This is a genomic window from Arthrobacter sp. zg-Y895, from assembly GCF_020731025.1.
GTDB lineage: Bacteria > Actinomycetota > Actinomycetes > Actinomycetales > Micrococcaceae > Arthrobacter_B.
In genome coordinates, this window is record NZ_JAJFZY010000010.1 from 1 (window position 1) to 24,951 (window position 24,951).

The 24,951-nt window shown below is 66.9% G+C and carries 20 protein-coding genes and 2 tRNA genes; 13 read left to right on the forward strand and 9 right to left on the reverse strand.

Going from position 1 to position 24,951, the window contains the following annotated elements; translation table 11 throughout:
- Positions 1 to 103: 103 nt before the first annotated feature.
- Positions 104 to 1,054, reverse strand: a complete 951-nt coding sequence (locus LJ760_RS14415; RefSeq protein WP_227923933.1) for a zinc-binding dehydrogenase — start codon at positions 1,052 to 1,054, stop codon at positions 104 to 106.
- 211 nt (positions 1,055 to 1,265) lie between these two features.
- Complete coding sequence (locus tag LJ760_RS14420) at positions 1,266 to 3,287, reverse strand: FAD/NAD(P)-binding protein (protein WP_227923935.1); 2,022 nt, start codon at positions 3,285 to 3,287, stop codon at positions 1,266 to 1,268.
- Between the two features lie 97 nt (positions 3,288 to 3,384).
- On the opposite strand from LJ760_RS14420, the gene LJ760_RS14425 reads away from it, so the two are divergent.
- The 4 genes from LJ760_RS14425 to LJ760_RS14440 all read left to right on the forward strand — a co-directional run bounded on the left by LJ760_RS14425 (position 3,385) and on the right by LJ760_RS14440 (position 7,446).
- A complete protein-coding gene (locus LJ760_RS14425; protein WP_227923938.1) occupies positions 3,385 to 5,514 on the forward strand; it encodes a prolyl oligopeptidase family serine peptidase in 2,130 nt (709 codons plus the stop codon).
- 82 nt (positions 5,515 to 5,596) lie between these two features.
- A tRNA-Ser gene (locus LJ760_RS14430) sits at positions 5,597 to 5,684 on the forward strand.
- 82 nt (positions 5,685 to 5,766) lie between these two features.
- Positions 5,767 to 6,393, forward strand: a complete 627-nt coding sequence (locus LJ760_RS14435; RefSeq protein WP_227923942.1) for a GNAT family N-acetyltransferase — start codon at positions 5,767 to 5,769, stop codon at positions 6,391 to 6,393.
- A 12-nt stretch (positions 6,394 to 6,405) separates the two neighbouring features.
- Entirely contained in the window at positions 6,406 to 7,446 is a 1,041-nt protein-coding gene (locus LJ760_RS14440) for an aldo/keto reductase (RefSeq protein WP_227923946.1), read from the forward strand.
- Between the two features lie 34 nt (positions 7,447 to 7,480).
- Here LJ760_RS14440 and LJ760_RS14445 read toward each other — a convergent pair whose 3' ends face one another.
- A complete protein-coding gene (locus tag LJ760_RS14445) occupies positions 7,481 to 8,038 on the reverse strand; it encodes a hypothetical protein (protein WP_227923949.1) in 558 nt (185 codons plus the stop codon).
- A gap of 89 nt (positions 8,039 to 8,127) precedes the next feature.
- On the opposite strand from LJ760_RS14445, the gene LJ760_RS14450 reads away from it, so the two are divergent.
- A complete protein-coding gene (locus LJ760_RS14450; protein WP_227923950.1) occupies positions 8,128 to 8,964 on the forward strand; it encodes a crotonase/enoyl-CoA hydratase family protein in 837 nt (278 codons plus the stop codon).
- Here LJ760_RS14450 and LJ760_RS14455 read toward each other — a convergent pair.
- Positions 8,915 to 9,502, reverse strand: coding sequence for a hypothetical protein (locus tag LJ760_RS14455; RefSeq protein ID WP_227923951.1), 588 nt, complete (start codon positions 9,500 to 9,502; stop codon positions 8,915 to 8,917). The genes LJ760_RS14450 and LJ760_RS14455 overlap by 50 nt on opposite strands.
- 153 nt (positions 9,503 to 9,655) lie before the next feature.
- Between LJ760_RS14455 and LJ760_RS14460 the strand changes: the two genes are divergently transcribed.
- Positions 9,656 to 10,498 (forward strand): alpha/beta fold hydrolase, encoded by an 843-nt coding sequence (locus tag LJ760_RS14460; protein WP_227923952.1) that lies wholly within the window; start codon positions 9,656 to 9,658, stop codon positions 10,496 to 10,498.
- Positions 10,499 to 10,562: 64 nt separating this feature from the next.
- Here the strand turns inward: LJ760_RS14460 and LJ760_RS14465 are convergent, their stop codons facing one another.
- Complete coding sequence (locus LJ760_RS14465; protein ID WP_442860665.1) at positions 10,563 to 12,731, reverse strand: RecQ family ATP-dependent DNA helicase; 2,169 nt, start codon at positions 12,729 to 12,731, stop codon at positions 10,563 to 10,565.
- A gap of 97 nt (positions 12,732 to 12,828) precedes the next feature.
- Here LJ760_RS14465 and LJ760_RS14470 point away from each other — a divergent pair, with 97 nt between their 5' ends.
- Together LJ760_RS14470 and LJ760_RS14475 are read left to right on the forward strand one after the other, a co-directional pair.
- Positions 12,829 to 14,235: a phosphomannomutase/phosphoglucomutase gene (locus LJ760_RS14470; protein ID WP_227923956.1), complete on the forward strand. Its 1,407-nt coding sequence runs from the start codon at positions 12,829 to 12,831 to the stop codon at positions 14,233 to 14,235.
- A 2-nt stretch (positions 14,236 to 14,237) separates the two neighbouring features.
- On the forward strand, positions 14,238 to 14,690 hold the full coding sequence (locus tag LJ760_RS14475) for a hypothetical protein (protein WP_227923958.1): 453 nt from the start codon (positions 14,238 to 14,240) through the stop codon (positions 14,688 to 14,690).
- A 66-nt stretch (positions 14,691 to 14,756) separates the two neighbouring features.
- Here the strand turns inward: LJ760_RS14475 and LJ760_RS14480 are convergent, their stop codons facing one another.
- The gene (locus LJ760_RS14480) at positions 14,757 to 16,643 is read right to left on the reverse strand and encodes a phosphoenolpyruvate carboxykinase (GTP) (protein WP_227923961.1); all 1,887 of its coding nucleotides are present in this window, start codon (positions 16,641 to 16,643) and stop codon (positions 14,757 to 14,759) included.
- Positions 16,644 to 16,946: 303 nt separating this feature from the next.
- On the opposite strand from LJ760_RS14480, the gene LJ760_RS14485 reads away from it, so the two are divergent.
- The 5 genes from LJ760_RS14485 to LJ760_RS14505 all read left to right on the forward strand — a co-directional run bounded on the left by LJ760_RS14485 (position 16,947) and on the right by LJ760_RS14505 (position 22,259).
- Positions 16,947 to 17,022, forward strand: a tRNA-Arg gene (locus LJ760_RS14485).
- 158 nt (positions 17,023 to 17,180) lie between these two features.
- The gene (locus LJ760_RS14490) at positions 17,181 to 17,912 is read left to right on the forward strand and encodes a GAF and ANTAR domain-containing protein (RefSeq protein WP_227923963.1); all 732 of its coding nucleotides are present in this window, start codon (positions 17,181 to 17,183) and stop codon (positions 17,910 to 17,912) included.
- Between the two features lie 43 nt (positions 17,913 to 17,955).
- A complete protein-coding gene (locus tag LJ760_RS14495) occupies positions 17,956 to 19,389 on the forward strand; it encodes a dihydrolipoyl dehydrogenase family protein (protein ID WP_442860666.1) in 1,434 nt (477 codons plus the stop codon).
- A 135-nt stretch (positions 19,390 to 19,524) separates the two neighbouring features.
- On the forward strand, positions 19,525 to 20,196 hold the full coding sequence (locus LJ760_RS14500) for an ABC transporter ATP-binding protein (protein ID WP_227923969.1): 672 nt from the start codon (positions 19,525 to 19,527) through the stop codon (positions 20,194 to 20,196).
- Positions 20,193 to 22,259: a YhgE/Pip domain-containing protein gene (locus LJ760_RS14505; RefSeq protein WP_227923972.1), complete on the forward strand. Its 2,067-nt coding sequence runs from the start codon at positions 20,193 to 20,195 to the stop codon at positions 22,257 to 22,259. The genes LJ760_RS14500 and LJ760_RS14505 overlap by 4 nt, the downstream gene beginning before the upstream one ends.
- Here LJ760_RS14505 and LJ760_RS14510 read toward each other — a convergent pair.
- The 3 genes from LJ760_RS14510 to upp form a co-directional block, all read right to left on the reverse strand.
- Complete coding sequence (locus LJ760_RS14510) at positions 22,256 to 22,780, reverse strand: SixA phosphatase family protein (RefSeq protein ID WP_227923974.1); 525 nt, start codon at positions 22,778 to 22,780, stop codon at positions 22,256 to 22,258. The genes LJ760_RS14505 and LJ760_RS14510 overlap by 4 nt on opposite strands.
- A gap of 71 nt (positions 22,781 to 22,851) precedes the next feature.
- Entirely contained in the window at positions 22,852 to 23,721 is an 870-nt protein-coding gene (locus LJ760_RS14515; RefSeq protein ID WP_227923977.1) for a winged helix-turn-helix domain-containing protein, read from the reverse strand.
- 552 nt (positions 23,722 to 24,273) lie between these two features.
- Positions 24,274 to 24,906: a uracil phosphoribosyltransferase gene (upp, locus tag LJ760_RS14520; RefSeq protein ID WP_227923979.1), complete on the reverse strand. Its 633-nt coding sequence runs from the start codon at positions 24,904 to 24,906 to the stop codon at positions 24,274 to 24,276.
- Between the last annotated feature and the right edge of the window lie 45 nt (positions 24,907 to 24,951).

A 24,951-nucleotide genomic window follows, 5' to 3' on the forward strand; every position in this document is an offset into this window, starting at 1 on the left:
TTGAGCTTTCGATGACCAACCCGGGCTAGTCAAATAACGCCGGCGGCTGCGCACCTTGGAAGGTGCGCAGCCGCCGTCGTTAACGGTTATTCGCCGTTAACAGCTATTCGCCGAAGCGGGCCACCAAGCGCCCCAGCACCTGGTTGTTCTTGAGCCGCTCAAGCCCGTCACCGACCTGGTCGAAGCTGATTTCCTCGTACCCCGGAGTGATCTCGCCGCGGAGCATCAGGTCGAAGACTTCCTCGATGTCTTCCACGGTGCCGCCGAGGGAACCCTCAATGGACTTGCCGAGGATGGTGTTGGTCGCCACCGTGAAGGTGGGCTTGCCGAGGCCAACCTGGACCACCTTGCCGCCGCGCCGGACCGCATTCACGGCCTTCTGCGTGGTGTCGAACCCTGCGTAGTCAACGATGAGGTCGAAGTCGCCGCCACGCCGCGGGTCGGTGACCCATTCCGCGGCGTCCTTGACGCAGGAAACCACGCCGGCCTCCTTGGCATTGGCCCAGGCTTCTTCCTTCATCTCGGCTACGTGCACTTCGGCACCGGCCAGGACGGCGGCGCGGGCGCCGATCTGCCCCAGGCCGCCGAAGCCGATCACGCCGACCTTCATGCCCTTGGCTGCCTTCCCGACTTTGATCATGGCGTGATAGGAGGTCATGCCGGCGTCCGTGGCGAGGGCAGCGAGGGAAATATCGAGGCCCTCGGGAACGCGGGCCAGGTCGCGGTAGTCCGCAGCGAGCTTGTCCGCGAAGCCGCCGGGAGTGAACATGCCGGTAGGCGGCTGGACTCCGGAGGAGCATACGCCGACGACGTCCCCGACCTGGAAGCCGGTCACCTCGGATCCCAGCGCGGTGATCACGCCGGCGTTTTCATGCCCCTGCGTCATCGGCAGGAACGGCATGGCGGATTCTCCGACCTCCATGTACATCACGTCGGAGTGGCACAGGCCCGCCGCCTTGACGTCAATGATGACCTGCGTGGGTGCCGGAACGGGCTCCGGGATTTCGTTCAGCTGGATCGGTTTGCGGTCCCCCATGTACTGCCAAGCTTTCATCACAACGTGTCCTCTCGGGTTGATTCGCGAGGCGGCTGCCGTGCTGGATAGGAGCACGAAATGGAGTGGTTCAGCCCCGCTGATGCCGATTTTATCGGCGCGGCACACCCTGGCAGGGGCCAGGTTCACCCGCCGCTGAGCGCTGGGCGCGCCGCTCCGGCGCCCCTCACCGCCACTGTTACTGTGCGACGTGCAGGCTTGAAAGCCGGGTTCAGCCCAGCACAGCAGGTTGGTCCTGGCCGGCCGACGGTTCCGGGGCCGTGGCCCGCGAATTCGGAACCGCAGCGGTGGACGCGGCAGCGGACAGCACCGCAGCGGCTATCGCGTCGGCGTCCTGCAGCGTCCGCGAGCCTTCCGCTGCCGGAGCGCCGGCCTCGGCGGCAATCGCCGTTCCCCACTGGACCGAGGACAGCTGCAGGCCCAGCACAAACAGGTTCTCCACCGGTTCGCCGCTGACACCCACCGCCCGGTAAGGCGGCAGGGTAACGTCCAGCCCGGGAGTCAGCACGGGGGTACCGTCGGCGGACATCATGACCTTCGGCCGGGCCAGGCCGTCGCGGATCAGTCCTGCCAGCAGCGGTGAGACGCTGCGGTCCACCCGGTTGGGCGGCATCATGGCCTCCATCAGGGTGGAGGCGGCATACTCCGTACCCACCCACGGTGAGGAGGCGGTGAACACGCCGCGGGCCTCGTCCACGTCGAAACGGGGATCGGGGCCGACAAAGTGCACCAGGCCGGCGCGGACCAGTGCGGCGAGCTGTTCGATCCGCTCCGGCGGCGGGCCGCTGGCCAGGCCTTCGACGAGCGGTTCGAACCAGCCCCGCAGTTCGCTGAGCCAGGATGCTTCGGCCAGGCCGCCGTCGGCCACCACCGCTTTCAGGAGGCTGCGTCCGGCGTTCAGGGCTCCGATTGCCATCTTCAACGGGTCGTCTTCCCCGGCGGCAGATCCTGCTGCGTCATCCTCCAGATAGGCCAGGACGGCGTTGTCCGCATCCTCGGCCCCGTTGAACGGCCGGCGTCCCAGCGGCTGGGCCAGGGCTTCAAGGTTGGTGCGGCGGTTGGACGGGACGTAGGCGTCCAGCACCGCTTCCTTCGCGGCATCCCACTCCGGGCCCGGAAGGTTAAGGGCAGCTTCCAGCTGGTCAGAGAATTGCGCGGCGGTGCCGTTCAGCTCGGCGGGGGCCACCCGGGCGAGCGTGCTGTAATACGCCCAGACCGCATCACGGTGCAGCAAGGGCCAGAGATCATGGTCGAAACCGGGCAACAGGCCGTCCGCCCGGAGGGCGAGCGCCCTGTCGCGGGTCAGCCAGCGGAGGTGGACTCCGCGGGGAACGTAGGAGTCCAGTTTCGCCTTGGCCCGGTAGGGCGTGCCGCGGCGCGAGGCGGCGATCAGCTGCGGTTCCCGGCCCGAGGGTTCGTAGCGCAGGGCGCGGCCGGCAGGCTGCCCGGTGGACACGTACCGCCCGCCGCGGCCAACGGTGGCCGCAGCCATCACGTCAAAGAAATTCAGGCCCAGACCGCGCACCAGCACCGGTTCCCCGGCGGGCAGGCGGGAGAAGTCGACGTCGGCCGGCACTGCCGGCGGAAGGTAGGTCAGGCCGTGGCGTTGGGCGGCGTCCTGTAGCCGTGCCTGTTCCGGGGAAAGCAGTGCGGGCAGGTGCCCCAGGGCCAGCACCACGGCGTCCGTCGCCAGAACCTGCTGGCCTTCCAGCTCGACGATCAGCCGGCCGGCCGCTTCGCGGGAGATGCCCAGCGCTTCGGTGCGGCGGTGTACGAGCTCCACGCCGTCGTCGGCCGCCGTTTTCCGAAGCTGGTCGTAGGTCCACTCCAGATACCGCCCGTACAACGGACGGCTGGGGAAATCCGCGGGACCAAGCGCGGCCAGCTCCTGGCGGTCACCGGCGGAGAGACCATCCGCCGCACGGGTGCCGGCACCCATCAGCTCGCGCCACTGGTTAAAGGAGAGTCCGGCGGGCGAGGGCAGCAGGTCGCGGACCGTATCCCCGGCCGGGACCACGGTGGGGAACAGCGCCGGTGTGTTCATCAGGAAAAGCCGCGACTGATTGGTCCGCCAGACGTGGCCCGGACCCGGGTTAAAAGGGTCAATCAGCTCAATCCGGAGGGGCTGGCGCTGCGCACCGGCCCGCCGGTTGGTCAGAAGCCGGTCCACTACGGAGAGGCCGCGGGGTCCTGCGCCAATGACAGCTACCCGGAAACTCTGCGTGTGATCCATCCATCTAGGGTATCCGGAGCCGGAGCGGCGCGGGTTCGGGCAGGCGGGCACACCCCGTCGAGCACGACTGGAAAGCCTCGGTAGCTAGGATGGGCGCATGACATCCCCGAACCTCGACGCCGCCGATTCAGCCCCTACCGACGAGTTCCTCTGGCTGGAGGACATCTACGGAGATAAGCAGCTGGACTGGGTCCGCTCCGAGAACGCCGTGACCGAAAACCTGCTCTCGCGCACCGGATTCGAGCAGACGGAGGAACGGCTGCTCGAAGTCCTGGATTCCACGGACCGGATCCCCATGGTCGCCAAGCGCGGGGAGCACTATTACAACTTCTGGCGCGACGCAGAACACCCGAAGGGCCTGTGGCGCCGCACCACGTGGGAGAGCTACACGGCAACGGAAACCGAGTGGGAGGTGCTGCTGGACCTGGATGAGCTCAGCGCGGCCGAGGGGATCGAATGGGTGTGGGGCGGGTCTATGTTCCTGCGCCCGCAGGACGGCGTTTCCTACCGCCGTGCATTGGTGGCCCTCTCCCCCGACGGCGGTGACGCGGCCCGCTACCGGGAGTTCGACGTCGTCGACCGCGCTTTCGTGCCCGGCGGCTTCGACATTCCCGCGGCCAAGAGCCGGATTAGCTGGGCCGGTGAGGACAGCCTGTATGTGGGGACGGACTTCGGCCCGGGTTCCATGACTACCTCCTCCTACCCGCGCACCAGCCGCATCCTGCACCGGGGGCAGGACTTGTTGGACGCCGAACCCTTCTTCGAGGTTCCGGAAGACCACATGATGGCCGTGGTGCAGCGGGACCAGACGCCCGGCTTCGAACGGGACCTGGCCGTGGACATCATCGACTTCTACAACACGCGTACCTTCCTGCGGGAGGGCAGCGACTGGGTGCAGCTTGATGTCCCGCTGGACGTGAACGTGGATGTTCACCGCCAGTGGCTGCTGCTGCGGCCGCGGACCGACTGGGAGATCGACGGCCTCACCCACCCCGCCGGTTCGCTGCTGGCCGCGTCGCTGGACGAATTCACCGCCGGAAACCGGACCGTCCACCGCCTCTTCACCCCGGATGCGTCCACGTCGCTGCAGTCCTGGAGCTGGACCCGGGACCGGCTGCTGCTGAACCTGCTGCGCGATGTGAGCTCCGAAATCCTGGTCCTCACCCCCGAAGACGGCTGGCGGGCGGACATCCTGGACGCCTGCCCGCCGCTGCACTCGGTGGACGCGTACGCCGTGGATGACGAGGACGAAGACGCCGGCAACGATTACTGGCTGATCAGCACCGGGTTCCTGACGCCGTCCACGCTGTCCCGCGGCACCCTGGCCGGTCCCGGTTCCCGGGACGGCAGCCGGGCCGAAGCGGTCAAGACCTCCCCCACCATGTTCGACGCTTCGGGACTGACGGTCGAACAGCACTTCGCCGTGTCTGCGGACGGCACCAAGGTTCCCTACTTCCAGGTGGGCCCGCAGGACCTGGTGCTCGACGGCTCCAACCCCACCCTGCTCAACGGGTACGGCGGATTCGAAGCCTCCCTGACCCCCGCGTACAGCGGAGTAGTGGGCCGCGGCTGGCTGGAGCGGCGCACCACGGACGCCGACGGCGTCGAACGGCACGGCGTCTATGTGCTGGCCAACATCCGCGGCGGCGGGGAATACGGACCCGAATGGCACCGTGCCGCGCTGCAGGAAAACCGGCACCGGGCCTACGAGGACTTCGCCGCCGTGGCCGAGGACCTCGTGGCCCGCGGCGTTACCTCCCGGGAGCATCTGGGCTGCACCGGACGCAGCAACGGCGGATTGCTGGTGGGCAACATGCTCACCACCTATCCGCACCTGTTCGGTGCTGTGTCCTGCGGGGTGCCGCTGCTGGACATGCGCCGCTACACCAAGCTTTCCGCCGGATATTCCTGGATCGCCGAATACGGTGACCCGGACGATCCCGCGCAGTGGGAGTTCGTTCAGACGTTCTCCCCTTACCACCTGATCAAGGAAGACGTTTCCTATCCGCCCACGCTGATCTGGACGGCCACCAGCGATGACCGGGTAGGTCCGGTGCAGGCCCGCAAAATGGCTGCCCGGATGAAGGCCATGGGTGCGGACAAGGTCTGGTTCCACGAAGCGTTGGAGGGCGGGCACGCCGGTGCGGCGGACAACCGGCAGTCGGCCCGGATGCACGCCATGTCCTACGAATTCCTCTGGGAAGCGCTCACCGGAAGACTGGCCTGAGGCGTTTTGCCCTAATCGGCAAGTTGCCGGTAGTCTTGTCAGGCTGGCAGCGGAAGTTGCCGGCGTTGTAAGTATGCAAGTTGGAGACGTGCCAGAGCGGCCGAATGGGCTTCACTGCTAATGAAGTGTGGGCCTAAAGCCCACCGGGGGTTCAAATCCCCCCGTCTCCGCGCTGAAACCCCCGGGCAACCGGGGGTTTTTTTGCGTCTACCCTAGATTCACCACCGAATCGCTTCAGAAGGGCACGCAGCTATGGCACTGGACGGCATCCTGCTTCACGGACCGCGGGTGACGCTGCGGGATTTCCGGGCCGACGACGTCGACGCCGTGCACGCATTTGCCTCCGATCCGATGGTCACGCAGTGGTCCACGTGGGGACCCAATACCTGGCCCGATACGCGGTCCTTCGTCGCGGACGCCGCCGCCGAACCTGCTGCCCCGGAGAGGACCCGGTTCACGCTGGCCGTGCTGTTCCAAGACCGTCTGGTGGGGACGGCGGCGGTGTGGACCACCAGCGCGTCCGACCGCAACGGGGAACTGGGATATACGCTGGCGCATGATGTGTGGGGGCAGGGCCTTGCCACCGAAGCCGCAGCACTCCTGCTCGGCCATGCCTTCGGTCCGATGGGGCTGGTGCGGGTGGAAGCCACCTGCCATCCCGGGAACGCGGGCTCGGTCCGGGTGTTGGAAAAGAACGGCTTCGCCTTCGAAGGCCGGCTCCGGGAACACCGGCTGGTGCGCGGGAAGCGGCGGGATTCCCTGTTGTTCGCCGCCCTCCTTTCGGACCGGAAGCTCTCAGGCCGGGACCTCTGCGACCGGGAGCTTTCAGGCCCCTCGGCGGATAAGCTGGCAGCCGGTTCACCGGCTTCCCTACCGTGAAGGAAAATACCCATGGAAATGCGACTGCTCGGCAACAGTGGAACCTCTGTCAGCAACTATGCGCTGGGCACCATGACCTTCGGGAACGAATCCGACGAGCGGGCCTCGAACGCCATCCTCGACGATTACGTCCGGGCCGGCGGGAACTTCGTGGACACCGCGGATGTCTACACAACCGGTGCGTCCGAAGAAATCATCGGCCGTTGGCTGCACGCCCATCCCACGGAAGCTGCCGACGTCGTCCTCGCCACCAAGGGGCGCTTCCCGATGGGCGGCGGGGCCAACGACCTGGGCACGTCCCGGCGCCATCTGCGCCGCGCGCTGGATGACTCCCTGACCCGGCTGGGTGTGGACCACGTGGACTTGTACCAGCTGCATGCCTGGGATCCCTGCACTCCGCTTGAGGAGAGCCTGGGCTTCCTCAATGACGCCATCACCGCGGGGAAGATCAGCTATTACGGGCTTTCCAACTTTACCGGCTGGCAGCTGACCAAGGCCGTCTACGTGGCCCGCGAACACGGCTGGGCGTTGCCGGTCACGCTCCAGCCGCAGTACAACCTGCTTGAGCGGGAGATCGAATCCGAGATTGTTCCCGCAGCGCTCGACGCCGGGCTGGGGTTGCTGCCCTGGTCGCCGCTTGCCGGCGGCTGGCTCACCGGCAAGTACCGCCGCGAGACGGTACCCGCCGGGAACACGCGCGTGGGCGACAACCCCACTCGGCAGTTCCAGGGGTGGGACCTGCGCAGCCATAACGAGCGGACCTGGCGGATCGTCGACGAACTGCGGACGCTGGCTGCCGCACACTCCGCCACGCCGGCACAGGTGGCACTGGCCTGGCTGGCGGACCGTCCCGGAGTGACCTCGGTAATCCTCGGCGCGCGCACGACGGACCAGCTCGCTGACAACCTGGGGGCGGCGTTCCTGGTGCTGACCGCCGAGGAAAAGCAGCGCCTGACGGACCTGAGCGTCCCGCAGGTCGGCAACTATCCGTACGGTCCGGACGGCCGGAACCAGCGGGAGCGTCTGCTCGAGGGCGGCCGGGCCGGGCGGTAACGCCTGCTGCACCCAATGCCCCGGCGGGAGTGCCCTACGGCTTGAGGAAGTCCTCGGGGCGCAGCTTCTGCGCCCATTTGCTGATCTCTTCTTCCCGGACCGCTTCTGATTCTGCCCCGGCTGCGGGTTTGGCTGCATCCGGCGCGGCCGCACCGGGCTTCGCGGCGTCGGGCGTGGCCGCCGACGCGGGATCCGGGATGGGCCGTACATACGGCTGCGGGTGCGCAGCCATGTTCGTGATGGCAGCCCCCGAGGCCCGGATGCCGGCGCCGGTGAACATCGCGTAGAGCTTCAGCGCCTTTACCGGCTGGCCCTGTCCGAGGGCGGCATATATCTGCCGGTGCTGATCTGCGCTCAGCAGCGCGGCAGCATCTCTGGCGGCCTGCGGCGACGTGCCGGTTGCCGCCGGCGCGGGACGGGGACGTGCAGGCCGTGCCGGCCGCGCCGGGCGTGCACCGCCCGAACCGTCGGCACCGCTGGAAGCGCCTGCCTCCGGCTTGGGGTTGGCGGCACGGCGCTTCTCGAACCTGCCCCAGAGCGCACTCAAAACAGCGATGGATAGGACGAAGAGAATGATAACCGCAAGCTCCATACCTTGATCCTAGCTTTGCTTTCTTCGGGCCTTAAAACGACCGGTATATTGACGTCCAGCACAATGACGCCCAAATCAACGGAGATGCCATGACGTCCAGCGCCACTTCACTGCCTTCCCTGAAATCCCTGAGTGTCGAAATTCATGGCGGCGTGGCCGAGGTGCAGTTGATCGGACCCTCCAAAGGCAACGCCATGGGCCCGGATTTCTGGGCCGAGCTGCCCGCAGTGTTTGACGCGCTCAGCACCGACGACGCCGTCCGGTCCGTCCTGCTCTACGGCTCCGGCGGGAATTTCAGCTACGGCCTGGACCTGCCCGCCATGGCTCCGGTGTTCGCGCCGCTGCTCGCCGCCGGCGGCATGGATGCCAAGCTGCGCGAAGGTTTCCGCCGGCAGATCAAGGACCTCCAGGACGCCGTCACCTCGCTGGCCCGCAGCGCGAAGCCGGTCATTGCAGCGGTGGACGGCTGGTGCATCGGCGGAGCCATTGACGTTATTGCCGCAGCGGACATCCGTATTGCCTCCCGCACCGCGCGCTTCAGCGTCCGTGAGGTTCGGGTAGCCATCGTGGCGGACCTCGGCTCGCTGCAGCGGCTGCCCGCCATCATCGGTGAAGGCGCCACCCGGCAGCTGGCCCTGACCGGAGAGGATTTCGACGCCGACCGCGCCGCGTCCCTTGGCCTGGTCACGGAACTGGCGGACGACGTCGTCGCGCGCGGACGCGAGCTGGCCGTGCAGATAGCTGCGAATCCCCCGCTGGTCGTGCAGGGCGTCAAACAGGTGATGAACCGGCGGACCCAGGCGCAGGTCCAGGACGGGCTGGATTATGTGCAGGTCTGGAACACAGCGTTCCTGGCCAGCCACGATTTCGGCGAGGCTACCGCTGCCTTCGCTGAACGGCGTCCGCCGGTTTACCGCGGCCAGTAGGGTTTCCGGAGGGCAGGGTTCTGCCCGGCCGCACCGCGACCGAGAGGGCGGCAATGGTCACCAGCCCCAGCATCACCGGAGCCCCGGGCAGGTCAGGAAACACCGCAAGCACGACCGCTGCAGCGAGTGCCGTGATGCCCATCGCCGCAGTCCGGGCATCGCGGGTCCGCACCGCAAGCAGCAGTAGGACAGCCCCGAAAACCGGGCTGAAGACCAGATCCGGGGTGAAGGGAACGCTGAACACTGCGAGTCCTGCGAGCGCTGCCAGGGCTCCCCGCTGCTGCCGGGTCCCCCGTCTGCCCTCCCACCATGCCGTGAGCGCCCAGGCTGCTGAGAGCAGCGCCGCGGCCAGGATCCCGGCGCCGAAACCGACAAGCAGGGAGCCGAACCGGTTCTGCGGAAGGAAAGGGAGATTGCCGGCGAGGTGCCAGGCCGCGCCCAGCACTACTCCGGCACCTGTCGCCGCCGCCAGCCACCGTGTCGCGTTGTGGTCCGCCCTGCGTTTGGTGCCCAGCTCTTGCGAATCATCCTGACGCATGCGCTTCCCCTCCCGGCTACACGTGCCGCCTCCCGGATAGAGTCTGCAGCATTTGCGGGCAGCCCGCACGCTTACCGAATGGCGTTCCTTCTCTTAGCATCTTCCTCGCAACGGGAACGGCCGTTCCCGCCCGATCCGAGAGGGGAACCCCTGATGGGTTACATCGAAGTTGGCACCGAAAACAGCACCGCCATCCACCTCTACTACGAAGACCAGGGAACCGGCCAGCCGGTAGTGCTGATTCACGGGTATCCCCTGGACGGCCATTCCTGGGAGCGCCAGACCCGCGAACTGCTCGCCTCCGGCTACCGCGTCATTACCTACGACCGCCGCGGCTTCGGACAGTCAAGCAAGGTCGGTTCCGGCTACGACTACGACACCTTCGCCGCGGACCTGAACACCGTGCTGGAGACGCTCGACCTGCGCGACGTGATCCTGGTCGGCTTCTCCATGGGCACCGGGGAACTGGCCCGCTACGTCAGCCGGCACGGCCATGACCGCATTGCCAAACTCGCTTTCCTCGCCTCGCTCGAGCCGTTCCTGGTGGCCAAGGAAGACAATCCCGAGGGCGTGCCGCAGGAAGTGTTTGACGGCATCGCAGCAGCCGCCCGCGAAGACCGTTACGCCTGGTTCACCAACTTCTACTCCGATTTCTACAACCTGAAGGAGAACCTGGGCAGCCGGATCAGCCAGGAGGCCGTCACGGCCAGCTGGAACGTCGCCACGGCGAGTGCCCCGGTGGCAGCCTACGCCGTGGTGCCCACCTGGATTGAAGACTTTCGGGCCGACGTCGATGCGGTCCGCGAAAGCGGCAAACCCGTGATGATCCTGCACGGCACGGCGGACAACATCCTGCCGATCGACGCCACGGGCCGCCGCTTCCGGAAGTTGGTCCCCGCAGCGGACTACGTGGAGATCGACGGCGCACCCCACGGCCTCCTGTGGACGCATACCGCCGAGGTCAATGCAGCCCTGCTGGAATTCGTCGGCAAATAACCGGTGGGAAAACAGCGGCGGGACGGGCTCGCCCGTCCCGCCGCTGTTGCACCGCAGGGCGGCGCTAGGCCTTCAGCGCCAGCACGAACGGCAGCACCGCTTCGGCCCCGGCTTCCCGCAGCACGCGCCCGGCTTCGGTGAGGGTCCAGCGGCTGTCCGCGAAGTCGTCCACCAGCAGCACCGGTCCGGGGTTCGCGGCGAACCAGGCAGCCCCTTCGGGGGGAACCGCAAACTGGTCCCAGACGGCGGCCAGCCGGAAGGCACTGTTGCCGCCGGGGCCGCCCGTGGGTCCGCCGTGCGGCAGCTGGAGCGTCCCCAGATACGGAATCCGGCCAAGCTCCGATAGCCCGCTCGCGAGCGAGTCCACCAGCTGCGGCCGGGACCGGGACGGAATGGACACAATGGCCACCGGGCGTTCGGCCCAGCCCCACTGCGCCAGGACCTGTACACAGCCGTGAAGCAGTGCCGAGTCCACCGGCATGTCTTCGGCGCCGGGGGCGAAGATTTCCCGTAGCCGTCCACCCCACCCCAGGTCGGTCAGCCGGGCCAGGGCACGCCCGCTGGAAACGGTCCGGTCCGGCTTGATCTTGCCCTTGACCGGCACACCCAGCCGGTCCATGCCCGAGGGGTACATTCCACGCGGATCCACCTCCACGCCAACCTTGTCCAGCGCCTGGGCCGCGTTGTCGGTGGCCTCCGCCGCGACGTCGTCGCCGAACCAGCGGCCTGCGCAGTTGTCGCAGCGTCCGCAGGGTGCGGCGGCCGGATCGTCGAGCTGCTGGGAGAGGAACTGCATGCGGCAGCCGGTGGTGCTCTCGTAATCGAGCATCGCCTGCTGTTCCTTCACCCGGGCCGCGGCAATGCGTTCATAGCGTTCCCGGTCGTAATGCCACGGCTGCCCGGTGCCCCGCCAACCGCCGGCCACCTTTTCGACGGCGCCGTCCACGGACAGGACCTTCAGCAGCAGTTCCAGCGGCGAGCGCTTCAGGTTGACCCGGGTCTCCAGGACACCGACGGACAGCACTTCGCCGGACGCCAGCTCGGAGAGCACTGCGGTGGCAGGCCCTTCCTCCGGCATGGAGGACGTGGCGAAGTACTGCCAGATGTCACGGTCCTCCGCACCCGGCAGCAGCAGCACATCGGCGTTCGGGGTGCCGCGGCCGGCACGTCCCACCTGCTGGTAGTACGCCACCGGGGAGGACGGCGCACCCAGATGGATCACGAAGCCCAGATCGGGTTTGTCGAAGCCCATGCCCAGCGCGCTGGTGGCCACCAGCGCCTTGACCCGGTTCTCCTTCAGGGCGGCTTCGGCCTCTTCCCGGTCCGCGGGATCGGTGCGCCCGGTGTAGGCAAGGACCGGATGTCCGGCCTTCTGCAGCAGCCGGGCGGTGTCTTCGGCGCCGGAGACGGTCAGGGCGTAGATGATGCCGCTGCCGGGCAGCTCGTCCAGGTGCGTCAGCAGCCAGGCCAGGCGCGCCTTGGGGTTGGGCAGCCGCAGGACACCGAGCCGCAGGGATTTGCGGGCCAGCGGGCCGCGGATGGTGAAGACGTCTTCGCCGCCGGCGGCGAGCTGTTCCTCAATGTCCTTCACCACGCGGCTGTTGGCCGTGGCAGTGGTCGCCAGCACCGGAACCGTGGAGGGCAGCCGCTCGATCAGGTGGCGGATGCGGCGGTAGTCCGGGCGGAAGTCGTGGCCCCAGTCGGAGATGCAGTGCGCTTCGTCGATCACCAGCAGCCCGGAGCGCCGGATCAGCTCGGGCAGGTGCTGTTCGCGGAACCCGGGATTGTTCAGCCGTTCCGGGGAAACCAGCAGCACATCCACCTGGTCGGCCTCGAGCTTCGCGGAAATGTCCTGCCACTCCAGCTGGTTGGCGGAGTTGATGGCCACGGCGCGGACCCCGGCCCGCGCGGCGGCAGCCACCTGGTCCCGCATCAGCGCCAGCAGCGGGGAAACAATCAATGTGGGACCTGCCCCCCGTGCCCGCAGCAGCAGGCTGGCGACGAAGTACACCGCGGACTTGCCCCAGCCGGTGCGCTGGACCACCAGGGCACGCCGTCCGCCGGCCACGAGGGCCTCAATGGCTTCGAACTGGTCCTGGTGGAACTCTGCGGAGTCATTGCCCACCAGGGCCCGCAGCAGCTCCACCGCCTCGCTGTGCAGCAAACGCGTGCTCTCGGAAACAGAGTCAGAAGCGGTCCCAGAAACAGTGCCTTGCGTATCAGTGCTTTCCATACCATCCACTATCCCAGCCCCTTGGAACTGTTCCCTGCACCGGATTTGAACTGTGGACAAGACCGCCGCGGCGGGCACCCCCTATAGACTGGCCAACGTGAACAATGCATTCGACCTCTCCGCGTCCTTCAAGGCCTACGACGTCCGCGGCGTCGTGGGCGAGACCATCACCCCGCAGATCGTCGAGGCCGTAGGGGCCGCGTTTGTAGACGTTCAGGGCCTGTCCGGGCAGACAGTACTGGTTGGCGGTGACATGCGTCCGTCCTCGCCCGAGTTCATCCGCGACTTCGCGCGCGGCGCCACCGCCCGCGGCGCCGATGTGCTCCTGCTGGACCTGATTTCCACCGACGAGCTCTACTACGCCTGCGGAGTGATGAATGCGGCCGGTGTGACCTTCACCGCAAGCCACAACCCGGCGCAGTACAACGGGATCAAGATGGCCAAGGCCGGCGCCGTGCCCATCTCCTCGGAGACCGGCCTCAAGGAGATCCAGGCCCTCGCCGAGCAGTACCTGAACGAGGGCGTCATTCCGGCGGCGGCAGCCAAGGGTTCCATCTCCGTCCGGGATGTCCTGTCCGACTACGCCAAGTACCTGCGCAACCTGGTGGACCTGTCCGGGATCCGGCCGCTGAAGGTAGTGGTGGATGCGGGCAACGGCATGGCCGGCATGACCACCCCCGCAGTGCTCGGCGACAGCATCCTGCCCGGGCTGCCCCTGGACATTGTTCCCCTCTACTTTGAACTGGACGGGTCCTTCCCGAACCACCCGGCCAACCCGCTGGAGCCGGAGAACCTGCGGGACCTGCAGGCCGCCGTCGTCGAACACGGCGCCGACATCGGTCTCGCCTTCGACGGCGACGCCGACCGCTGCTTCGTGATCGACGAAAAGGGCGAGCCGGTCAGCCCCTCCGCCGTCACCGCCCTGGTCGCCCGCCGCGAGATCGCCCGGGCCAAGGCCGCCGGCGAAGAGACGCCCGTGATCATCCACAACCTGATCACCTCCCGCGCGGTGCCCGAACTGGTGGCGCACGACGGCGGCCGTGCCGTCCGCACGCGGGTGGGCCACTCCTTCATCAAGGCAGTGATGGCCAGCGAAGGTGCCGTCTTCGGCGGCGAGCACTCCGCGCACTACTACTTCCGCGACTTCTACAACGCCGACACCGGCATGCTTGCGGCCATGCACGTACTCGCGGCCCTGGGCGAGCAGTCCCGCAGCCTCTCGGATCTGGCCCGCGAATATGAGCCGTACATCTCCTCCGGCGAAGTGAATTCCCGGGTCGAGGACGTCCCGGCCGCCGTTGCCCGCGTCCGCGCCGAATTCGAGCGCGACGGCGTCACGGTGGACACCCTCGACGGCGTGACGTTCACCGCCGACGACGGCGCGTGGTGGTTCAACCTCCGCGCGTCCAACACCGAACCCTTCCTGCGTCTGAACGCTGAAGCAGAGGACCTGCCCACCATGGAGCGGGTCCGCGACCACGTATTGAAACTAGTAAGGAAATAACAATGGCAGATGTAGAACTGAACGGATCAGAGCCCTCCGCCGAGGTCCAGGAGGACCTGAACTCCCTGCTGGGTACCGCCCTCGGTGTGACGCAGGAGCAGCTTGAGGCGCAGGGCGCTTTCCTGCCGGCCGCGCTCGTGGTGCAGAAGGACGGCGAACTGCGGATGATCGCCGTCGCCCCCGAGGACAGCGACGAGGACCTGGATGCGGACTCGATGATCGAGGACCTTTACACGGTGCTGACCGAGCAGAAGGGCGAAAACCGCGCCGTTGCCGTGTTCTCCGACATCCACCTGCCGGAGGAAAACACCGACGCCATCCACATCGTCACCGAACACTCCGAAGGCGTCTGCATCTCCGCCATCCAGACCTACTCGGAGCAGGACGGCGAGTGGACGTTCAACGAACCCATCTGGGAGGGCGGCGAGCCCATCGTCTGGGCCGACGCTGAGTAACCAGCCCTAGTACTGCAAAAGGGAAGCCCCGCCGGAGTTCGGCGGGGCTTCCCTTTTGTCTGCCGGTTAGGCGGTGGCGAAGCGGTCCTTCAGCTCGGCCAGCCGGTCCTTCAGTTCCTGCGGCAGGGTGGGACCGAAGCGGTGGTACCACTCGTCGATGCCCTCCAGCTCGGTGGCCCATTCCTGCGGATCCACGCGGACGGCCTGCTCCACGTCGGCGGGGGTCATGTCCAGGCCGGTGAGGTCAATGGAATCGCCCGTGGGCACAAACCCGATGGGCGTTTCCACCGCGTCCGCCTTGCCCTCGAGGCGTTCGATGACCCACTTGAGCACCCGGGCGTTGTCGCCGAAGCCCGGCCAGGCGAATCCGCCGTCGGCCGTGCGGCGGAACCAGTTGACCAGGAAGATCTTCGGCAGCTTCTCCTGGTTGGCCTTGCCGCTGAGTTCGATCCAGTGCCGCAGGTAGTCGCCGGCGTCGTAACCCATGAACGGAAGCATGGCCATCGGATCGCGCCGGACCACGCCCACCTGACCGGCAGCGGCGGCGGTGGTTTCGGAGGACAGCGTGGAGCCCATGAAGATGCCGCTGGCCCAGTCACGGGCCTCCGTCACCAGGGGAACGGTGGTCTTGCGGCGCCCGCCGAACAGGATGGCCGAGACCGGGACCCCGTTCGGAGAGTGGTATTCGTCTGCCAGCATGTCGATCTGGTCGATCGGCGTGCAGAAGCGCGAGTTCGGATGCGCGGCCGGGCGGCCGGCGTCGGGCGTCCATTCCTGCCCGAGCCAGTCGGTGAGGTGCGCGGGCGCCTCATCCGTCATGCCCTCCCACCAGACACCGCCGTCGTCGGTCAGCGCCACGTTGGTGAAGATGGAGTTGCCCTTGGCGATGGCACGCATGGCATTGGGGTTGGTGCTCCATCCGGTGCCCGGAGCGACGCCGAAGAGGCCCGCCTCCGGGTTCACCGCACGCAGTTCGCCTTCCTTGCCGAACCGCATCCAGGTGATGTCATCGCCCAGGGTTTCGACCTTCCAGCCCTCGATGGTCGGATCCAGGAGCGCCAGGTTGGTCTTGCCGCAGGCCGAGGGGAAGGCGGCGGAGACGTAGTAGTCCTTCTGTTCCGGGCTGGTGAGCTTGAGGATGAGCATGTGCTCGGCCAGCCAGCCTTCGTCCCGGGCCATGATGGAGGCAATGCGCAGGGCATAGCATTTCTTGCCCAGCAGGGCGTTGCCGCCGTAGCCCGAACCGTAGGACCAGATGGAGCGGTCCTCGGGGAAATGCACGATCCACTTCTCGTCGCTGCAGGGCCAGGTTACGTCCTCTTCGCCCTCGGCCAGCGGGAAGCCTACGGAGTGGAGTGCCGGCACGAAGAAGGCGTCCACCTCTTCCATCTTGCGCAGCACTTCGGTGCCGATGTTGGCCATGATGCGCATGGAGGCGACCACGTAGGCGCTGTCGGTGATTTCAACGCCGAACTTCGGGTCCTCCGCGGCCAGGTGGCCCATAACGAAGGGCACTACGTACATGGTGCGCCCGCGCATGGAACCGGCGAAGAGGCCGTTGAGCTTGGCGCGCATCTCGCCCGGGTCCATCCAGTTATTGGTGAAGCCGGCGTCTTCGCGCTTTTCGGAGCAGATGAAGGTCTGCTCTTCGACCCGGGCCACGTCCTTGGGGTCGGAGAAGGCAGCAAAGGAATTCGGGAAGGTCTCGGGGTTCAGCCGCACCAGGGTGCCGGCATCCACAAGTTCGTTCGTGAGGGACCGGTTTTCCTCTTCGGAACCGTCGACCCAGTACACGCGGTCAGGCTGCGTCAGCTCGGCTACTTCTTTTACCCACGCAAGGAGGGCCTGGTGGGTGGTGGGTGCAGCAGCCTCTCCCGTGGTGCTGTCCAGCGGCTGGCTTGCAGCATTCTCGCCGTTCTCATCAAGAACTAGCTGACGCGCGTCATGGCCCATGACTCTTCCCTTCGTTGGGTCAGTGGTGTGTTTTGATGCTAGTTGTGCCTTTCGGGACGCTTTGCCGGTAAAGATCGCACCTTTACTGCTGCATTCGTGATCGGTCCCACAAATCCAAGAGAATCAGGGCCTCCAACCTGCTCTAATGTGACTAAGGTCACGTAGACCGGTCTAGTGACACAGCCGACATACATCTCGATTGGTGTTGCCTCCAAAAGCCCGCTATAGTTATCTACGGCCAAACAGCCACGGAAGAACTTGAAAGAAACCGATGAGAATCGGTTTTGATACAATAGTTCTTATGCGTGCGTAGCTCAACGGATAGAGCATCTGACTACGGATCAGAAGGTTGGGGGTTCGAATCCCTTCGCGCGCACCACTCAGACCCGGTCCGATCAGGAGAACTGATCGGGCCGGGTTTTTTGCTGTCTCTGGCTACCCGCCCCTGCCCTACGTAGGGTGGTCGGTAAGCAACCGGGCCGGCAGTCTGCGCCGGAAGGCCTTTCCCGCAGCGGCCGGACCCCTAAGGACGCCGGCATGCCCAGTCCGAATAGCACGCAGTTACCCTCGGTACTCATAGATCTGGTGCTGGAGAGCCCGGACGTACAGGATTTCCTCAACCGGTCAGCAGTCCTGGCCTCCCGCGAATTCTCCGGCCCGGACGGCCCCGTCTCCTGCGCCGTGACGCTCCTGCATAAATCCCGGCCCCGTGTCGTGGCCAGCAGCAGCGAGGAGGCCAGGCACCTGGATGAGATCCAGTATTCGTACGGCGACGGCCCCTGCCTCACCGCAGCACGCAGCGGCACAACCGTCCTGGTGAAGGATCTGGCCGCCGAGCAGCGCTGGCCGGACTACACCAGCGAGGTAACACGTCACGGCCTGCGCTCCGTCCTCGCCGTGCCCATTGCCCTGTCCGGCGACTACCTCAGCGCCCTGAACCTGTACGCAGACCGCGAAAACGCCTTCCCCGACGCCACGGTGCAGGCGGCTGAGAGTTTTGCCCGGCATGCTGCGGCAGCCGTACGGCTGGCTATCCGCATTACCGACACAGCCGCAAGGGCAGAGGACCTTGTGGCCGCCATGCGTTCCCGCACCAGCATCGATATTGCCATCGGCATCATCATGGGACAGAGCCGCTGCTCCCAGCAGCAGGCCTTCGATGTACTGCGTGCGGCCTCCAGCCACCGGAACATGAAACTGCGCGAGGTCGCCGAATCCGTGGTGGCCTCGGTCAACGGTCGGCCCGCGGAAACGTATTTCGACGGGTAGGACAAGCTACCCGTTGCCCCGCTCCCGCCGCGGTGCAAGGCTCATGTCCATGACTGAGACTCTGCAGACCGACGTAGTGGTGATTGGCGCAGGTGCCGTGGGAGAAAATGCGGCAGACCGCATTGTCCGCGGCGGGTTGGCCGCCGTCCTGGTGGAAGCGGCCCTGGTGGGCGGCGAATGCTCCTACTGGGCCTGCATGCCCTCCAAGGCGCTCCTGCGACCCGGCACGGCGTTGAAGGAGGCACAGTCGCTGGCGGGTTCCCGTGAGGCGGTCACCGGCACGCTGGACGCCGCCGCCGTCCTGGAGCGCCGGAACTCGTTCACCTCCAACTGGGATGATGCCGGGCAGGCCGAGTGGGTCGCCGGCGCCGGCATCGAACTGGTCCGCGGCCGGGCACGGCTTACGGGAGAACGCGAGGTGGAAGTGGCCGCCAACGACGGCCGGACCCTGCGCATTTCCGCGCGGCACGCCGTCGTCCTCGCCACCGGCTCCACCCCGTCCGTTCCGCCGATCGAGGGCCTGGACACCACTGAGTACTGGGGCACCCGGGATGCCACCTCCGCCACCGGGATTCCCGGCCGCCTCGTCGTCATCGGCGGCGGGGTGTCCGGCGTCGAACTGGCGCAGGCCTACGCGCGCCTGGGCTCGAAGGTAACCCTGCTGGCCCGGCACGACATCCTGGGTTCCTTCCCCGAACCGGTACGTGCGCTGGTGAGGGAAGGACTCGAGTCCGACGGCGTGGACGTACGCACCTCCGCCTCCCCCACGTCCGTGCGGAAGTCCGACGACGGCGGCGTGGAAGTATCGCTCGAGGGCGGCGACACCGTGAGCGGAGATCGGCTGCTGGTTTCCACCGGGCGCCGTCCTGCCTTGGACGGGCTGGGCCTTGAGGAAATCGGCCTGGCCCCGAAGGCACTGGACACCGATGACTCCGGCCGGGTGGCGGGCGTCGACGGCGGGTGGCTGTACGCCGTGGGGGACGCCGCGGGGAAAGTGCTGCTCACCCATCAGGGCAAATACGAGGCTCGGGCAACCGGCGACGTGATTGCCGCGCGGGCAAAGCAGGAACCAGGCAGCGCGGAACCTGCTGCCTGGAGCCGGTACACGGCAACTGCGGACCATTACGCCGTGCCGCAGGTGGTGTTTACCGACCCGGAAGCAGCGATGGTCGGGCGGACGCTCGAGCAGGCCCGGGCGGACGGCGTGAACGCCTCGGAAACATCGCTGGAAATCGCCGTCGCCGGCTCCTCGCTGTATGCGGACAACTACCGCGGCTGGGCTCAGATGGTGGTGGACGAGGACCGGCGAGTGCTGGTCGGGGTGACCTTCGTCGGACCGGGCGTCTCGGAACTGCTGCAGGCGGCAACGATTGCCATCACCGGCGAGGTGCCGCTGGACCGGCTCTGGCATGCCGTGCCCGCCTACCCCACCATCAGCGAGGTATGGCTCAGGCTGTTGGAAAAGTACGGGCTGTGACTTCATGCCGGTTCTGCTGTGGCAGACCTCTCCGCGCTCTCATTTGAACTGACTAGTCAGTTTCCCGTAGGTTTGCAGATGCGCCTCTGAAGCGTGCCAGGCGCACAGCGACCCTAAGGACCCAAGGCGAAGACCATGCTCAGTGCGGAATCCCTCTTTATGAAGGGGCGCCACAGTGCCCTCCTCCCTCCAACAACCCTCGAGGCGGATACCGGCGGGCTGCTCCTGGTCTCCGGCGATGACCAGTCCACCCGTACTGCCCTCGCCCTGGTGCTTGCGGGCAGGATGCGCCCCACCGCCGGCAACCTCGCATGGGGGCACAATGCGCGGTTGGAGCATCTGCGCCGACACGCGGCACTGATCGATTCGCCGGAGGTCAACGAACCCGAACGGCATTTCCGCGTGCGGGACCTGGTCGCCGAAGACCTGGCGCTGATCCCCCGCCGGAACCGGCCGCGGGGAAAAGCCGCCGACTGGCTGTCCGACGAAGGCCTCTCGGATCTGTCTCCCCGGTGGGTCGAGGAGCTGGCACCGGACATCCGGCTGGATCTGCTGACCCGGCTGGCGCTGGCGGATGTCGACGTGGAACTGCTGGTCTTTGACTCTCCTGACCGCCACGGCGCCGATCCGGAGGCCTGGCTGCCCGTGCTCACCGGCAGCGTGTCCTCACCCACACGCCTAGTGACCGCCGTTGCGGTGGTGGCGCAGATCCCGCCGGACTGGACCGGTCCCACTGCTGCTGCGGGGGCCTCCGCGGACACCAACGCAGCCTCGAGCACCACCACCGCCGAGGAGGTCTCCGCATGACCGCCTTCCGCCTGGCACTCAGCGAGCTTCGCCGCATGACCAGCGGCACCCTCCCGAAGCTGGCCATCCTCGCCCTCTCCCTGGTCCCCCTGCTCTACGGCGCCGTCTACCTGTATGCCAACTGGGATCCCTACGGAAACCTCGACGGCGTCAAGGCCGCCCTGGTGGTCGACGACGACGGGGCCGACACCGCTGACGGCCGGCTCGACGTCGGCGCCACGGTCCGCGAAAACCTGGTGGAGGACGGGACCTTCGACTGGAAGATGGCGGACAGTGCCGCTGCCGCGGAGCGTGGGGTGAAGGACGGCACCTATGAATTTGCCCTGACCATTCCCGGGGACTTTTCCGCGAACCTGGCCTCGGCGTCTGATCCGGCGACCGCCCGGAAGGCGACCCTGCATGTCACCACCAATGAAGCGAACAACTACCTGCTCAGCAGCATCGTGGACAAGCTGACCTCTTCCGTCCATGACACCGTGGCGGCGGAAGTCGGCGAGGAAACCGCCAACCAGCTGCTGACCGGCTTCAGCACAGTGCACGGCGAGCTGGAACGGGCCGCCGACGGCGCCGGGCAGCTCGCCGATGGTGCAGCGTCCGCGGATTCCGGGGCCGCCGAGCTCGCCACCGGACTGGGGACCCTGTCCTCCGGAGCGCAGGCATTGGTCTCCGGGCAGGAACAGCTGGCTGCCGGAGCCAACCAGCTGTCGACGGGCGCCGGAGAGCTGTCCGCGGGAGCGAATCAGTTGTCCTCAGGTGCGGCCGAGCTTTCCTCGGGCCTGGGACAGCTCTCCTCCGCCACGGCACAGCTGCCGCAGCAGACACAGCAGCTGGCAGACGGCGCCCGGCAGGTGGCCGCCGGAACGGCCGGAGTGGAATCCGCTGTAACAGCTTCCGCCGACGCAGCCCGGCAGGGTGTCACCGATGCCGTGACGCGGCTGGTGCAGCGGGGTGTGCTGACACCGGAGCAGGCCGCAGCCCTGCAGCAGGAGCTTGCCGGAACCCCCGCCGGAACCGGCGGGCTCGAGCAATTGAAGGCGCTCTCCGACGGGGCTGCAGCCGTCTCGGCAGGTGCGGACCAACTGGCAGGCAGCGCCCCGCAGCTCACCTCGGGCATCAGCGCTGCGAACGACGGCGCTTCCCGGCTTTCCGCCGGCGCAGCGGACCTGTCCACCGGTGCCGCCGAGCTCTCCTCGGGGGCCGGCGGGCTGGCGGGCGGTGAGCAACAGGCCCTGGACGGCACCCGGGAGCTGGCGGCAGGAGTCGACGCCGCCGCCGCCGGTGCGGGCAGCCTCCAGGACGGGGTGGGGCAGCTTCGCGACGGGTCTGCCGAACTGGCCCGGCAGCTGAAGGACGGTGCGGGTGAAATCCCCAACCCGAACGACGAGGAACGGGCCAACGGCTCCGCGGTAATCGCCGATCCGCTGACCGTCAGCACGGTGGACCAGGCCGAGGCAGGCAGCTACGGTGCGGGACTGGCTCCCTATTTCCTGACGCTGGCCATGTGGGTGGGTATCTTCATGCTGGCGCAGGCTATGCGCCCCATCAGCCGTCGGGCGCTGGCCTCCAATGCCCCGGGCTGGAAGATTGCCCTGGGCGGCTGGCTGCCGTTCCTCGGTGTCTCGCTGGTCCAGGCGACCCTGCTGTATGCAGTGGTGCGGTTCGGACTGGGACTGGACCCCGTCCACCCGGTGCTGGCCTGGGGGTTGCTGCTGATGGCTTCCATGGCGTTCTCGGCGCTGATCCAGGGCATCGTGGCGCTGCTGGGGTCTGTCGGCAAGTTCGTGGTGCTGGTGCTGCTGGTGCTGCAGCTGGTCTCCTCGGGCGGCACTTTCCCGTGGCAGACCATCCCGGCGCCCCTGCATCTGGCCCACGACGTGCTGCCGATGGGCTACACGGTGACCGGGCTGCGGCAGCTGCTGTACGGAGGGGACCTAACGCAGGTCACCGCCGTCGCCGTCGGGCTGCTGGCCTACACCGCCGTCGGACTGCTGCTCTCCCTGCTGGCTGCCCGGCGGCACCGGCTGTGGACCCTGAAGACGCTGCAGCCGGAAATCAGCATTTAGGCCCGGCGCACCACGAAGTCGGTGATGCGGGCGTCGCGTCCGTCCAGCTCGGCCCACGGCAGCGCGTGTTCCATGACGGTGAGGCCCGACGTCGGATAGCGGGTGGCCATTTCCATGACGGCTTCTTCATCCGAGTCCGCCGAGGCCAGGCGCATGGCCAGATCCTGGACGCCGGGGAGGTGGGCGATTACCAGCAGGCTGGTGACCGTTTCCGGCACGTGGTTGATGAGGCTGAGGATCCGCTCCGGCGTCGCCATGTAGAGACCGTCTTCGAGCTTGGCAGTGGGCGCCTTATCCCCTAGTTCCTTGCAGACCCAGGTGCATGTCTGCCGCGCGCGCAGGGCTGACGAGCAGAGGATGAAGTCGGGAATGCTGCCGTGCTCGCGCATCCACTGCCCGGCCAGGGGTGCGTCCCGGTGTCCGCGCCCGGAGAGCGGGCGCTCGTGGTCTGCAACGTCGCGGGGCCAGTCCGCCTTGGCATGGCGAAGGAGCTGGAGTTTCTTGAGGTGGTGGCCGGTCATTTGCCAAGTTTAGCCGCGGACGGAGCCCCCGCTCCGTCCGCGGCTGCGGTCCTAAGGACCGCGGCTGGCAGCTAGATGCTGTATTCCGGTGCGGCCCAGACAACAACCTCGGGGTGCTCGTAGAAGCGGTACCCCTGCCCGCGGACCGTGCGGACGGTGTTGGCCAGCCGGCCCAGCTTGGACCGCAGACGCCGGATATGGACGTCGATGGTGCGTTCGTTCGGCACCTCTTCGGCATTGCGCCACAGGCCAGCCAACAGCTCTTCACGCCCAACGGTCCTGCTGGCGTTCTCCACCAGGTAGTTCAGGAGCTCGAATTCCTTGAAGGTCAGGTTCAGCGTGTCCCCGTCGAGGTGCACCTCGCGTCGGGACAGGTCAATCAGGACTCCGGAGGGCCGGATAGCTGCCGGAACCGGGGGTGCCGGAACCTGCTGCGGGGCCGGCTGCCGCCGGACCGTGGGGTCCCCGAGCGCCTGCCGGACGACGTCGATATCCGAACCGGTGGCTCCGGCAGGGGCAAGCGCCACGGCTGCGTGGCTTTGGGCGCCGGGCACCAGGGTCTGCACGTAGGCCCGGATTTCCTGCGCCAGCTTGCTCAGCGACGTGCCGTTGGCCGCGGCGGCTTCTTCATCGAGGCCGACATAAATAACGAATCCACGGGCAGCCGTGTCATTGCTGACCGGCTGCGGCCCGGGAATACCGTTCGGAGTGACCACCGACATGGGGGCGGTCATGGGGCTGGCATCCTGGCCCGGAACTGCGCGGAGCGGACGGACTCCGGCGCCGCCGGGGGCCGGGACGCCATAGGACTGGTTCCCAAACGGCTGCGCGCCGTATGAGCCGGGGAAACCGCCGACGGCGGCCTGGCGCTGGGAACCTGATCCGGCGCGGTTCTGCGCATTGCGCAGGGAGATGTGGACGTAACCGGATGCTACTGACATGTGGGACCTCATCGTGACTTGACGTCATCACGGCTCGATTGCTGGGGGTGTGCCCGGTCGAGACGGCGCCTATTATGCCCATAGTTGGGCCTGAGTCTTACCTCGGGATGGGGGTGGTTCCAGAGGTATGCATTCGACAACAACCAGTTTCCTTCGCGGCCCGGAGGCCGCTTGGGAAGCCTGTGACTGCTGCTGCCGTGTTGGTGTTCACACTCCGGATTATTGCATGTCACAAAGGGATTCACGCAAGTAACAAAGGGTCGGTTGTCTCACATAGTGGACGTTATGGGTCGTTTTGTGACGTAGTTCACAAAAAGACACAATGAATAGCTATGCGTAAATATGTATAAGACCTAAATCTATTTCGCACCACTTCGCGGCACTGTTCGGTCATATCGAACGGAGTCTAGAAAAAAGGCACCCACTCCGCAAGCAAGCTTACGAAGCAGGTGCCGTCAAGCATCGAAGCTATTGTCCACATAGTGGACAGGGCTTCGAAGCTTTTTTACTGGCGGAAGAACCGCGTCGCAGGCGGCCCTTCGGATGAGGTGGTTAGACGACGCCGTAAAGCCGGTCGCCGGCGTCGCCCAGGCCGGGAACAATGTAGGCGTTCTCATCGAGGCGCTCGTCGATCGAGGCGAGGACCACGGTGACGTTCGCGTCCTGGAGTTCCTCCTGGAGCACCGCGAGGCCTTCCGGGGCAGCCAGCAGGCAGATGCAGATGACTTCCGCGGCACCGCGCTGGAACATGAACTTGATGGCTTCGCGCAGGGTTCCGCCGGTGGCCAGCATCGGGTCCAGGACGAAGACCTGGCGGCCGGTGAGGTCATCCGGAAGACGCTCAGCGTAGGTGATGGCTTCCAGGGTTTCTTCATTCCGGGCCATACCCAGGAATCCGACCTCGGCCGTGGGGACCAGGCGGGTCATGCCTTCGAGCATGCCGAGGCCGGCGCGCAGGATGGGAACCACCAGCGGGGTCGGCTTGACCAGGCCCGTGCCGACGGCGGAGGTGACGGGAGTCTCGATCGGAACCGGCTCCACACGGACGGTTCGGGTGGCTTCATAGGCCAGCAGGGTGACCAGCTCTTCCGTCAGCTGACGGAAGATCGGTGACGGGGTGTCCTTGTCGCGGAGAACGGTGAGTTTGTGGGCAACGAGGGGGTGATCCACTACAAGTACGCGCATGCTTCAAAACTACCATTGCGCCCTGCCTCTCTCCGCGTTCGCCCG

Excerpts from the sequence above, each read along its gene's own strand:
- LJ760_RS14415 (WP_227923933.1), bottom strand. The coding sequence starts at position 1,054 with ATGAAAGCTTGGCAGTACATGGGGGACCGCAAACCGATCCAGCTGAAC.
- LJ760_RS14420 (WP_227923935.1), bottom strand. The coding sequence starts at position 3,287 with ATGGATCACACGCAGAGTTTCCGGGTAGCTGTCATTGGCGCAGGACCC.
- LJ760_RS14425 (WP_227923938.1), top strand. The coding sequence starts at position 3,385 with ATGACATCCCCGAACCTCGACGCCGCCGATTCAGCCCCTACCGACGAG.
- LJ760_RS14435 (WP_227923942.1), top strand. The coding sequence starts at position 5,767 with ATGGCACTGGACGGCATCCTGCTTCACGGACCGCGGGTGACGCTGCGG.
- LJ760_RS14440 (WP_227923946.1), top strand. The coding sequence starts at position 6,406 with ATGGAAATGCGACTGCTCGGCAACAGTGGAACCTCTGTCAGCAACTAT.
- LJ760_RS14445 (WP_227923949.1), bottom strand. The coding sequence starts at position 8,038 with ATGGAGCTTGCGGTTATCATTCTCTTCGTCCTATCCATCGCTGTTTTG.
- LJ760_RS14450 (WP_227923950.1), top strand. The coding sequence starts at position 8,128 with ATGACGTCCAGCGCCACTTCACTGCCTTCCCTGAAATCCCTGAGTGTC.
- LJ760_RS14455 (WP_227923951.1), bottom strand. The coding sequence starts at position 9,502 with ATGCGTCAGGATGATTCGCAAGAGCTGGGCACCAAACGCAGGGCGGAC.
- LJ760_RS14460 (WP_227923952.1), top strand. The coding sequence starts at position 9,656 with ATGGGTTACATCGAAGTTGGCACCGAAAACAGCACCGCCATCCACCTC.
- LJ760_RS14465 (WP_442860665.1), bottom strand. The coding sequence starts at position 12,731 with ATGGAAAGCACTGATACGCAAGGCACTGTTTCTGGGACCGCTTCTGAC.
- LJ760_RS14475 (WP_227923958.1), top strand. The coding sequence starts at position 14,238 with ATGGCAGATGTAGAACTGAACGGATCAGAGCCCTCCGCCGAGGTCCAG.
- LJ760_RS14480 (WP_227923961.1), bottom strand. The coding sequence starts at position 16,643 with ATGGGCCATGACGCGCGTCAGCTAGTTCTTGATGAGAACGGCGAGAAT.
- LJ760_RS14490 (WP_227923963.1), top strand. The coding sequence starts at position 17,181 with ATGCCCAGTCCGAATAGCACGCAGTTACCCTCGGTACTCATAGATCTG.
- LJ760_RS14495 (WP_442860666.1), top strand. The coding sequence starts at position 17,956 with ATGTCCATGACTGAGACTCTGCAGACCGACGTAGTGGTGATTGGCGCA.
- LJ760_RS14500 (WP_227923969.1), top strand. The coding sequence starts at position 19,525 with ATGCTCAGTGCGGAATCCCTCTTTATGAAGGGGCGCCACAGTGCCCTC.
- LJ760_RS14505 (WP_227923972.1), top strand. The coding sequence starts at position 20,193 with ATGACCGCCTTCCGCCTGGCACTCAGCGAGCTTCGCCGCATGACCAGC.
- LJ760_RS14510 (WP_227923974.1), bottom strand. The coding sequence starts at position 22,780 with ATGACCGGCCACCACCTCAAGAAACTCCAGCTCCTTCGCCATGCCAAG.
- LJ760_RS14515 (WP_227923977.1), bottom strand. The coding sequence starts at position 23,721 with ATGTCAGTAGCATCCGGTTACGTCCACATCTCCCTGCGCAATGCGCAG.
- upp (WP_227923979.1), bottom strand. The coding sequence starts at position 24,906 with ATGCGCGTACTTGTAGTGGATCACCCCCTCGTTGCCCACAAACTCACC.